General features: G+C 35.5%; 13 protein-coding genes. 4 read left to right on the top strand and 9 right to left on the bottom strand.

The features are described from left to right. Positions 1-236: 236 nt before the first annotated feature. From QRN68_RS18205 to QRN68_RS18230, 6 genes are all read right to left on the bottom strand, one after another. Positions 237-425, bottom strand: coding sequence for a DUF4177 domain-containing protein (locus QRN68_RS18205; protein WP_285398317.1), 189 nt, complete (start codon positions 423-425; stop codon positions 237-239). A gap of 346 nt (positions 426-771) precedes the next feature. Continuing rightward, on the bottom strand, positions 772-1479 hold the full coding sequence (locus QRN68_RS18210) for an ABC transporter permease (RefSeq protein WP_285398318.1): 708 nt from the start codon (positions 1477-1479) through the stop codon (positions 772-774). Next, on the bottom strand, positions 1476-2324 hold the full coding sequence (locus QRN68_RS18215) for an ABC transporter ATP-binding protein (protein WP_285398319.1): 849 nt from the start codon (positions 2322-2324) through the stop codon (positions 1476-1478). Before QRN68_RS18215 ends, QRN68_RS18210 begins: the two co-directional genes overlap by 4 nt. 148 nt (positions 2325-2472) lie before the next feature. Then, complete coding sequence (locus QRN68_RS18220; protein WP_285398320.1) at positions 2473-3429, bottom strand: LytTR family transcriptional regulator DNA-binding domain-containing protein; 957 nt, start codon at positions 3427-3429, stop codon at positions 2473-2475. Next, the gene (locus QRN68_RS18225) at positions 3416-4021 is read right to left on the bottom strand and encodes a dienelactone hydrolase family protein (RefSeq protein WP_285398321.1); all 606 of its coding nucleotides are present in this window, start codon (positions 4019-4021) and stop codon (positions 3416-3418) included. Before QRN68_RS18225 ends, QRN68_RS18220 begins: the two co-directional genes overlap by 14 nt. Before the next feature lie 195 nt (positions 4022-4216). Next, complete coding sequence (locus QRN68_RS18230; RefSeq protein WP_285398322.1) at positions 4217-5041, bottom strand: methyl-accepting chemotaxis protein; 825 nt, start codon at positions 5039-5041, stop codon at positions 4217-4219. A gap of 364 nt (positions 5042-5405) precedes the next feature. Here QRN68_RS18230 and QRN68_RS18235 point away from each other — a divergent pair, with 364 nt between their 5' ends. The 3 genes from QRN68_RS18235 to QRN68_RS18245 all read left to right on the top strand — a co-directional run bounded on the left by QRN68_RS18235 (position 5406) and on the right by QRN68_RS18245 (position 7938). Further along, positions 5406-5549 (top strand): hypothetical protein, encoded by a 144-nt coding sequence (locus tag QRN68_RS18235; RefSeq protein WP_285398323.1) that lies wholly within the window; start codon positions 5406-5408, stop codon positions 5547-5549. Between the two features lie 74 nt (positions 5550-5623). After that, entirely contained in the window at positions 5624-7141 is a 1518-nt protein-coding gene (locus tag QRN68_RS18240) for a DEAD/DEAH box helicase (protein ID WP_285398328.1), read from the top strand. A 17-nt stretch (positions 7142-7158) separates the two neighbouring features. Next, complete coding sequence (locus QRN68_RS18245) at positions 7159-7938, top strand: YqhG family protein (protein WP_285398324.1); 780 nt, start codon at positions 7159-7161, stop codon at positions 7936-7938. Positions 7939-8026: 88 nt separating this feature from the next. On the opposite strand, the gene QRN68_RS18250 is transcribed toward QRN68_RS18245, so the two are convergent. Continuing rightward, positions 8027-8344, bottom strand: coding sequence for an ArsR/SmtB family transcription factor (locus QRN68_RS18250; RefSeq protein WP_285398325.1), 318 nt, complete (start codon positions 8342-8344; stop codon positions 8027-8029). Next, positions 8341-8766 carry an SRPBCC family protein gene (locus QRN68_RS18255; RefSeq protein WP_285398326.1) on the bottom strand — a complete coding sequence of 142 codons (426 nt, stop codon included), beginning with the start codon at positions 8764-8766 and terminating at the stop codon, positions 8341-8343. Before QRN68_RS18255 ends, QRN68_RS18250 begins: the two co-directional genes overlap by 4 nt. Positions 8767-8927: 161 nt before the next feature. Between QRN68_RS18255 and QRN68_RS18260 the strand changes: the two genes are divergently transcribed. Beyond that, positions 8928-9566, top strand: a complete 639-nt coding sequence (locus QRN68_RS18260) for a LysE family translocator (protein ID WP_285398327.1) — start codon at positions 8928-8930, stop codon at positions 9564-9566. Between the two features lie 358 nt (positions 9567-9924). Here the strand turns inward: QRN68_RS18260 and QRN68_RS18265 are convergent, their stop codons facing one another. Then, complete coding sequence (locus QRN68_RS18265; protein WP_350224362.1) at positions 9925-10110, bottom strand: transcription initiation factor TFIIIB; 186 nt, start codon at positions 10108-10110, stop codon at positions 9925-9927. Between the last annotated feature and the right edge of the window lie 237 nt (positions 10111-10347).

Below are 10347 nucleotides of genomic sequence, written 5' to 3' on the forward strand. Positions count from 1 at the left end.
TGTGAACAGGGGGAAAAGCTGGCGATAACTTCAAAAGCTTACCTATCTGTATCAATAAGAAAGCACAAAAGGAATGAGCATTTGCTGTAAAAATAGATTAGATTATTAATGTCTAATAAAAAGTAATGCAAAAAATGAGCCACATTAGAACAAAACTGTTAGTGATAAAAAGCTGATGAGTTTAAGTAAACAGAATTCTACATTATGTTCCCCCAAAATAGAAATACCCCTCAAATCTAATTAAGGGGTCTCTCGAAAATTAATTCAAAATAGGCTGCGGAACCATATCCTTTAGTTGAAGGAGCAAAAATTTGAACAAATCTCCATCCGTCAGATGCGTATTGGTGAATTATATTTTGATAATCTTCTTTTGGTTTACTACCCCAAGCATTTAGTTCCACTTTAACGAAATAGTACTCGTACATTATTATCACCTCGAAAATTAGTTGACTTAGTTAATATACGAAGAAAGTAGAAGATAGTTTCATAATTGTTGATGTAGTTTATTGAACAATCGGGAGCGATTGGAATAAGCTTCACTTTTCTTGTCCAACTAACGGGGTGCTTTACTGTAATAACGATCTTCAGCAATCGGGAGCTATTCCGAAGTAATGATAAAAGTCCAATTTCTTAGTTTTAATGTTGAGAAATTGGACTTTTTATATTTATTTATAGTGCAAAATAGCGCTTAAACTAGATGTAAAATATCTCTCAAAGTGTCATTCTACATACCCAGCATGGCTACAAAACCCAAAATCGTTAGAAAGTAATTTAGTCGACCATTCTTTTTTTATAGATAAATCCTGCTACAATCCAAGTCACTAGTGACCATACGATAATAGTAGCTATTGGAACAATGATGTCCATTGTTGTGTATGTTCCTTCTAAAGCCTCTGCTAATAGTACCAATTGAGAACTTGGTAACCACTCTGCGACTTTTAAAACAGGGAAGGCCTCCGATAATCCTTGGAAAAGAGGACCGAACGGGAAAATAAAGATAACAGGTAGAATGATAATAGATCCTTCCATAATCGATTTGGCGAATAGTCCACATACTGTTCCCATTGCAATATAGAACACTGCTGAAAACACTAAAGCGATAGCTATGATGAAAAGATTAGCAGGTTCATAGCCAACAAACAAAATAGTTGTTGCTACAACTACTAATGTAAGGATAAAGACAAACAAGCTTTTACCAATTAAAATATCTCCAAGTGAAGCAGGGGATAGCATTAGACCACGAAGCGTATTTTTTTCTTTTTCCTCTGCAATTAAACAGCATTGTACATAGGCAGTCACAATAGAAAACACCATATTTATCGGTAGGAAATACATGCTGATAGTATTGGCACCTGTTTGATTGTATAGAATAGCCATAATAAGTGGCATTAATGCCATTAAGGATACCGCATAGTTACGTGAAAATTCCTTATAATCTTTCATGAAAATAGCTTGAATACGTGTCATTGAAATGTTCATACTAAATCACTCCCTGTTATTTGCATAAAAATATTACCTAGTGTTGGCTCGTTTGTATAAATGCGAGAAACTTCGTTAGATTGCATCCAATGAAACAGTTTCTGTGCATCCTGTTCTCCATTTTGAATGATTTCACTAGCCCCATTTTTTAATTCAACTGTAATGGAATCATCACCGAATTCCTTTTTCAACTGTTTCGGGGAACCAATTGCCCGAATTTTCCCTTTATGTAAGAAGGCTACACGATCACAAAGTATTTCTGCTTCACTCATATCATGTGTTGTTAAAAATATTGTCGTACCCATTTCATTTAACCTACGCAAGCCGTTATAAATATGCTGTGTATTAACAGGATCGAGTGCAGAAGTTGGTTCATCTAAAAATAATAGTTCTGGTTTATGCATGATGGCACGTGCAAGCGTAACACGTTGGATCATCCCTTTAGAAAGCTGACTAATCTTCTTTTTACGCTCGCTATATAAGTTAACAAAATCCAAGGCCTCTTTAACAGCTGAATTAGGTAATTGATATAAATTACTATATAGTAATAAATTCTCTTCGATTGAAAGTCGTGTGTACAGACCGCTATTATCCGTTAAAATACCAAAGCGTTTACGATTTTTACTTTGCTTCATCTCATCTGCTGGGCGACCAAACAATAAAACATCGCCAGCAGTTTTTTCAGTTTGTGCTGTTAATATTTTAATAGTAGTAGTTTTTCCGGAGCCACTAGGACCAAGAAAGCCGAATATTTCTCCTTTTTGAATAGTAAATGAAACATCCTGTAATGCTACTTCCTTATTAAATGTTTTCTTCAAATGCTGAACATCGATTACTGCGTTCATTTGAAAACCTCCCTGTGTTGTTGTTGATATCTACACTATAAGGGACAATGGAGAGCTCAACATTAAATTACAGGTGAAAGGCAGTAAAATGCCCTTTAGTGGAGAAATATTTCAGCTGACAGGAGTCGTTTATTTCCTGGGAAATCTCCTAAATTCCGAGTATTTCCTTTAAATCTGCAAGCTTATTTTTCGACAATGGTACTACAGCCTTTTCATTACTATTTAAGGCTAGGCTGTAGCTATTGCGAGTCCACGTAATGATTTCCCGAACCTTTTGCAAGTTTACGATATAAGAGCGATGACTTCTAAAAAAGCCAAATGGTGTCAATTTTTGCTCAAGCTCATTCAGTGATAATGTACATGGATAGGTTTCCCCTGCAACATACACTGAAACGACCCCTTCAACACTTTCGATATAATCAATCTCAGGGGGATTAAATAAAATGATTTTGTCATTTTTCTTCGTAGGAATTTTATCAAGTCGAATTGGTGCATTTTCAAGTGTAGGAGAAGCTGGTTCTGTCTCATCCTCTTTAACATCTAATCCATGTAAGCCCATTGTATCCAGTCTATGTATTGCTGTACTCGAAATAATTAAATCCTCAAGATTATTAGACAGTAAAATAACTGTTTTATCCTGTTTTTGAAGGGCACCCAATAACTGAATGACTTTTTGCTTGGAAAACTCATCTAGATTTTGAAATGGCTCTTCTAAAACTTGTATTTGTGCTGAACTGAGATATGTATGAATTAATTTTAAACGTTGCTTTTCTCCGTTTGAAAGCTTGCTGATCTTGATTTTTTTTTGCTCCGTTAAAGCGGTTAATTGCAATAAATCCTCCATTTTTTCAGAAGTAGCATCGAAGAGCTTTAAGCAAAATTGGATATATTCTCGAACCGTAAGTCGCTCATACAACGCACTTTCGCGAAGATATGTATACGTATTGCTTTGTTTCATAAACCATTGCATTAATGTATTGATTTTAGATACATCTGTATAAATGCCGATAATAATTCCTGTCTGCAAGGAGAGGTGAAAGCTTGGATATATGACATTGCCTCCTTCAATATAAGGTTCAATAATCATGTTTTCATTTTGATCCATTACTTTGTCCTCCTTGATTTTGTTCGATTTGAAAAAATTGTAAAATATCGGTTTGTGCATGTAAATAACTTTCATGACAATAGTTCGAATTATAGTAGTCCATAAAACCATGCTGACCTTTATATTGTTTCGTGTGAACAGCTGGTAATGTATCGAGTGCTTCCTTTAATTCATGGACATTAAAGCTTTTCTCACGACTTGGTAAAATGACAAGCGTCGGACAAGTTGGGATTATATCAAGATACTGGCGAATACGTGAACCATAAACGCAAACGATTCCTTGTAATGGGAGGGTTGATAGTCGCCAAGCTAATGTTGCACCTACACTAAATCCAATTAATAGCACTTCATTATACTGTGTCCTAGCTTCCAATAGTTTTTCGCTTAGTTTTTTGAGTGGCGCATCAAAGCCAACTTCATTTATGAAAAACTTATAGGATTCCTGTTCTTGTTCATATGTAAATACTGTATTTTCTGAATATAAAGAAATGCACTCAACAGTAGTGCTAGCGTTACTGTATGTTTCAGCTTGCTTTTTTATAAAATCGTTTACACCGTATATTTCATGTAAAATAAATATTTTCCTCTTCATATAGGCCTCATTTTCTTTTTTCCAATAGTGTACCAAAAAGTAATCATATCGTATATTTTACAAATGCTTAGGGTTAATTTCATTATTTCGGTAATTATTTCAAAAGTAGCACAAAAGTAAAAAATCCGCGCAGGCTTATGTGGCTCTTGATTTGACCACAGAAAGCGAGGCGGATTTTTCTGTTGATATAAGCCTTTATTTCATTGCTTTAGACATAAAACCCTTCATTTCCATACTAAGCGTAGTAAGCTCATCAATAATTTCACTGAAGTCCTGAACAAGTTGTGCCTGTTCATTTGTGGCACCATTTATTTGAGTCATGTTTTGCTTTAAATTTTCAAGATTATAATTGATGCTTCGAAGCGAGGATTCAATGTTATCAGTAGCAGAAGTTGTTTCAGTAGAAAGCTTGCGAACTTCTTGTGCGACTATGTTAAATCCGGCACCATGCTGACCTGCTCGTGCTGCCTCAATCGATGCATTTAATCCGAGTAAATTGGTTTGACGAGAAATATTTTTTATTAAATCGGTAATACCATTTGTTTTTTCAGCATCCTCTAAAGCAAATTGTGTTTGCTTATTAATTTCTTCGCTAGTTGCAGCTAGCTCCTCCGAATGAGAGGCAATTGTATGTACTTTATCCTGTAGGTTTTGGATAATGTCATTCATAGTAAGAATATATTTCTCCATTTGTAGAGAATGGTCAATAGGTATTCCAAAGGCTAGCGCGCCTACGATTTGCCCATTTTCACGAACGGGGAAAGAAAATGCGTTAAAAACCACACCATAATATTCTTTTGGTACAGGCTCATCAGTGCTTTTTCCTTTAAGTGGAAGATGTAAAATAGCATCATCTGGGTGAAGTTTTTGTCCGATTTTATAACCAGAATCTATCCGTTTCCCAGGTAAATAAGCAATAATACGCTCACTCTCTTTATCTACTAATCCAATCATGGACTCGCCCTTCATAGCTAAATGAATGTAAGGCAGTGACATTGTTAATGCTTCAAGAATTTTCATAGTAACCTCCTCGGTATATGTGCGCCCTATTAAATTGGGCATAATCCCGCTCTTCTAAAAAAACGTAATTTTTTGGAAAGTAATACTTCTTTAATTGTATGAAAAAAGGAAGTGAATAAAAAGACTATCTTAATACCATTATCCTTTTAAATTGTACGAATTAAGGTCCTAACTTTTTAATTTACTTAAAAAGTTAGATTTGCAAAGTAACGAATATTGCAGACGCGGTAATCATGGAGTATGTGCAATAGAACTTTGAAGAAAATAATACGGTATTAGATAGTGTTAATAAATAAGGTATATGGCATCGGCTTTTACTTAGGCCTGCAGATGTTTTTTGAGCGAAAGCGAAGCGTCAGCAACAATGTTTTATCTGTGCGAAAGCGAAGCGTCAGCAACAATGTTTTATCTGTGCGAAAGCGAAGCGTCAGCAACAAAAGCGGCTCATCGGACGCCCCTAGGAAAGCGCCCGAAAATCAACTACTCGCTTTGCCGGAGTAAACTTTAATTTTTCTTTCGCAAAACCATAACATAGCTTTCTCTTTTTTGGACAACCTAAACTAGAAATAATGGCATGAGGTGATGATCATGAAAATAGAAAGGTCGTCCGAATGGGAAGAAGGCTTTATAAAAAAACTTGATCATCTTGAAAAATGGGATAGTTGGACATTGTACAAGATGAATTATGACATTGTGAAAATGAAGTTAATTACTGATTTCACAGGTTTACAGGCAACAAAGTATTTACCAAATTTAAAGCCGCTGACACATCAGCTAGAAGCAGCAGAAACAGTGATTGAACGGATGAATGGAAAAGCGATTTTAGCTGATGAGGTAGGTCTTGGTAAAACAATTGAAGCCGGTTTAATTTTAAAGGAATATCTGATCAGAGGACTTGTCAAAAGAGCATTAATATTAGCCCCAGCATCTCTTATTAATCAGTGGATTGAAGAATTAAATACTAAATTTCATATTCCGGCAATAGCTTATAAAAAAAATGTTCCGATAGAGCGCTACGATGTCCTTATTATGAGTATGGATACTGCCAAAAAGAGTCCGCATAAAGAGCGTATTTATGAGCAGGATTACGACATGATTATTATTGATGAGGCGCATAAGCTAAAAAATCATAAAACTCAAATTTATGAATTCGTACAAGGTTTAAAGAAGAAGTTTTGTTTATTATTAACGGCAACACCGATTCAAAACGATGTCTTTGAATTATTTTATCTTATTTCCTTACTTAAGCCTGGCCATCTGGGCAATTATGATACATTTCAATCTGCATTTTCGGCAAGTAAGCATGATTTAGAGCATGATGATTATTTAAAGGAATTAGTGAATCAGGTGATGGTGAGGAATAGGAGAGAGGACACGGGTATTGAATGGACAAATCGCCGCGTTAAAATTGTTCCGATCAAATTTACGAAGGAAGAAGAGGAAGTTTATGAATTGCTTGGAACGCTTCAAAATACGGGTTCTTTTTCATTAATTACATTGCGGAAGGAAATGTGTAGTAGCAAAGAAGCGACAGCTTTAACATTATCTAAAATGCTTGAAGAAGATAATGCACAATCACAAGAAGTGGAAGCTATACTAGCAAAATTAATGGCTTTAGAAGTGAATTCAAAGGCAGAAAAAACACTTGAAATAATCGAACAGGCAGAAGATAAAGTGATTATTTTTACAGAGTATAGAGCTACTCAAATTTATTTGCAATGGTATTTACATTCTAAAGGTATAACGAGCGTCCTGTTTAACGGTAAATTTAATAAAAACAAACGTGATTATATGAAGCATCTATTTAAGGAAAAGGCACAGGTTCTTATCGCAACAGAGGCAGGTGGCGAGGGGATTAACCTTCAATTCTGTCATCATGTCATTAATTACGATTTGCCTTGGAACCCTATGAAGCTAGAGCAACGGATTGGTCGTGTACATCGTTTAGGGCAAGAGCATGATGTTCATATTTACAATCTGGCTATTGCCGATACTATTGAAGAGAATATATTAGCATTACTTCATACGAAAATTGATGTTTTTGAAAAGGTAGTAGGGGACTTAGATGCGATTCTATCTAACTTTAAAGAATCTGTTTAGTGTAAGGGAGAAGGACTATGTATCCACAGCAAGTTCATAGTTATTTACGACAATTTTTCACAGAAAATGATTGCGACATTTTAGGGGAAGATCAACATTATCTTACAGTGCAATTAACGGTTGATATCGATAAAAAAATAATGAATCGACCATTTTATTGGCAATACGTAGAAGCTACAAATAGTGAGCCAAATCCAGCCCAAGTAACATTCATTACAAATCAAACAGCATCAGCTGGTAGTCTTTATGGCGAGGCTATTCATTTTGGTTCTCCAAGAATGAACCAGCTTTTTCAAGCAACAAGGGAGCTAGGAGCTTATGTTCAAATGTATGAGAAGGTCGATACAGCAAGAGGGCAGGCTATTTTAACACCTTGGCTAGGGGTGAATTATAAAGTATCGTATTGCTGCGACCAAACGAAAGAAATGCTCTTTTCCTTTGGTATCAATCTATTAACAGGCCTCATTAAAGAGGATTTTCATGAAACCTTATGTGCAACCGAGCTAGATACTACTCCAGCAGACAATGTTTTTCATGTGCAATATATCATTAAACCTATTCGGGCACTTCAAAGATTAGACGCAGCAATTGAAGCAATCATTGCACAGGATGACCATTCGTGGGCTACTGAAGCAAAAAAGAGATGGCAACGAGATCAACGTGTATTAGATTATTTTTATGAGGATATCGATGACAAACCAGAATGCTATGACATTGAAAAGAAGGCTTTAGAGGAACAATATGATGCAATAATTAAAATAGAAATTATTAATGGTGGATTATTTTATCTATATTAAACAAGGAGCTGTCCAATAGTGTGGACAGCTCCTTGCCATTTTAACTTCTTTCAGTGGGTGTGACGCAATAATGCTGAGACATTATTGATTATTCTTCAAGAAGGCTTTGTAGTTGTGCCAATTTATTGTCCCAAAATAAATCAAAGTATTGTAGCCAATCTTCAATTTCTTTTAGTTTTTCAGCATGTAATGTATATATTTTTTCTCGTCCCTTTTTCTGAGCAGAAACAAGCTCAGCCTGTTCTAAAATTTTTAAATGTTTAACGACAGCAGTTCGGCTTATAGAGAAATTCTCAGAAATAAGGGAGATGGGCTTATCACTTGCAGCAAGTAGCTGTAGGACATGACGTCTTGTCGGATCAGCGATTGCTTGAAAAACATCATATTTTACAGCAAGCGGTGTCATTGTGATTCTACAACATTTTTTAATTTTTGACCGATAAGCATTGTCCAGCCGCCATCCATTGTTGTACGAATAGCTTCAGCAGGCATGTTAGCTTTAGGAATGATATGCGAAGCTTCTTTCCAGCCACCATGAGTTAACGTAAATTCTGTTTGCTCACCAATTTCTTTCAGCTCAAAAGTGACAAACCATCCATCTGTATCCCATGCAAAACGAACAAAATGTGGAGCATCTACTTGTTCTACTCGACATGGTGAAGGGCCAAACGGTGATTGTATTGTAAATTCGTGACCTTCAATAGCCTTAAAATCGTTTGGCATAAGCCAAGAAGCAATCTTTTCAGCGTCCGTTACTGTTTCCCATACTTTTCCAATTGGTGCTTTTAGTGTAATTGTTTTAACAATGTTCTCTAGTTTTTCAGTCATTTAAATATAAACTCCTTTGCAAATATATAACCTTAAGGTGTTATGAGTATATAACACCTTAAGGTTGCATGTCAATTATATATACCTTAGAGTCTTTTTTGTTTAGCTATACATATGTTAATATTATTTTTATAATATTCTGACTAAATGGAGGGTTTAAAATGGTGAACATATCTGTTTTTTTAGTCATGTGTATTTTATTAATTATTTTACCTGGCCCTGATACGGCGATCGCCACAAAAAATACGCTTACAGTAAGCCGAAAGGGAGGCTTACAGACTTTACTCGGCTCATGCTGTGGATTATTAATTCATACTTTTGCGGCGGTTATTGGACTCTCCGCGATTATTGTAAAGTCAGCATATGTATTTGCCATTTTAAAATACGTCGGAGCGGTCTATTTATGTTATTTAGGTGTCAAAACATTATGGGCATTACGAGCAATCCGCACGCAATCTCCTGTTGTGCAAGACGAGACCCAAATTGATCACAAATATTCACAACAATCATGCTTTAAGCAAGGCTTCTTAACGAATGTTACAAACCCTAAAGTGGCAGTATTTTTTCTAACATTTTTACCACAGTTTGTAGATGGTAAGGGCGGTACATTTATGCCGTTTCTTATAATGGGGCTTATTTATACTGCGTTAACAGGATTGTGGTTTGTATTTTATGTTTACTTGTTGGATAAAATTAGTGCATTTATGAAAAAGCCAACGACGAAAGCTGTAATCGAAGGATTGACAGGCGCAGTGTTAATTGGCTTTGGCATTAAGCTAGCATTTGAAAAAGCCCACTAAGGTTTTATTAAAGGTGGAGATATGATTTATATACCGTTAACATTTTGTAAGTGGTTTAAAAGCGGCTGGGACATAACTGGTCAAAACCTTAAAAGGCGTGAGAAATCAATTTAGAAACGTTGATTTCTCGCGCTTTTTTGGTATAAAATTTTTAAATTTTGACTTGAAAATATGCTTATGTCATAAGCGACGCAAATTATCAGTGCGGTCAGCTAGTGTTGCATGAAGGTAGATGTCGATATTTTTCGAAAGTTGGTTGATAAATTAAAAAAGTTGGTTGATAAATCGATAAAGTTGGTCGATAAACAAATGTTCTCGATAAATCTCAAAACTGTAGCTCATTATCTACTGTCCATGATTATTTCCAATAAAGAGTACCCTTAAATTTCTCTGGCTTTTTTACATAGCTTTCGATAATAAATCCACAGTCTGTGCAAATAATGTATTCAACAACTGAACCTAAGCCAGGCTTATTATCTGGGTACATAACCCCAGCTCCAGTATGCTTCCTTTCCCTAACTCCTTCCCACCACATTTTGGACATTCTATTACTTTCGTAGAATTCTTCAATTTGAAACCCTCCCCTTATATATATGTAAACCAACTATCTTCCTAATATATCCCATTATCTATTATTACGAATTATATGTAAATCAGTTCTATTTCATCGATATTTATGACCACCATAAGTTGTGGATGACATTAGTTAAAACGTATGCTATGTATATAAGTTGATTGGAGTGGAGGCTGGGCGACTCCTTGGGGATCAGCGTCACAGATG

It is taken from the genome of Lysinibacillus sp. fls2-241-R2A-57, assembly GCF_030209535.1.
Lineage (GTDB): Bacteria > Bacillota > Bacilli > Bacillales_A > Planococcaceae > Lysinibacillus.

Bases quoted from the DNA above. Each gene is read 5' to 3' on its own strand.
- QRN68_RS18205 (WP_285398317.1), bottom strand. From the start codon at position 425: ATGTACGAGTACTATTTCGTTAAAGTGGAACTAAATGCTTGGGGTAGT.
- QRN68_RS18210 (WP_285398318.1), bottom strand. From the start codon at position 1,479: ATGAACATTTCAATGACACGTATTCAAGCTATTTTCATGAAAGATTAT.
- QRN68_RS18215 (WP_285398319.1), bottom strand. From the start codon at position 2,324: ATGAACGCAGTAATCGATGTTCAGCATTTGAAGAAAACATTTAATAAG.
- QRN68_RS18220 (WP_285398320.1), bottom strand. From the start codon at position 3,429: ATGGATCAAAATGAAAACATGATTATTGAACCTTATATTGAAGGAGGC.
- QRN68_RS18225 (WP_285398321.1), bottom strand. From the start codon at position 4,021: ATGAAGAGGAAAATATTTATTTTACATGAAATATACGGTGTAAACGAT.
- QRN68_RS18230 (WP_285398322.1), bottom strand. From the start codon at position 5,041: ATGAAAATTCTTGAAGCATTAACAATGTCACTGCCTTACATTCATTTA.
- QRN68_RS18235 (WP_285398323.1), top strand. From the start codon at position 5,406: ATGTTTTATCTGTGCGAAAGCGAAGCGTCAGCAACAATGTTTTATCTG.
- QRN68_RS18240 (WP_285398328.1), top strand. From the start codon at position 5,624: ATGATCATGAAAATAGAAAGGTCGTCCGAATGGGAAGAAGGCTTTATA.
- QRN68_RS18245 (WP_285398324.1), top strand. From the start codon at position 7,159: ATGTATCCACAGCAAGTTCATAGTTATTTACGACAATTTTTCACAGAA.
- QRN68_RS18250 (WP_285398325.1), bottom strand. From the start codon at position 8,344: ATGACACCGCTTGCTGTAAAATATGATGTTTTTCAAGCAATCGCTGAT.
- QRN68_RS18255 (WP_285398326.1), bottom strand. From the start codon at position 8,766: ATGACTGAAAAACTAGAGAACATTGTTAAAACAATTACACTAAAAGCA.
- QRN68_RS18260 (WP_285398327.1), top strand. From the start codon at position 8,928: ATGGTGAACATATCTGTTTTTTTAGTCATGTGTATTTTATTAATTATT.
- QRN68_RS18265 (WP_350224362.1), bottom strand. From the start codon at position 10,110: ATGTCCAAAATGTGGTGGGAAGGAGTTAGGGAAAGGAAGCATACTGGA.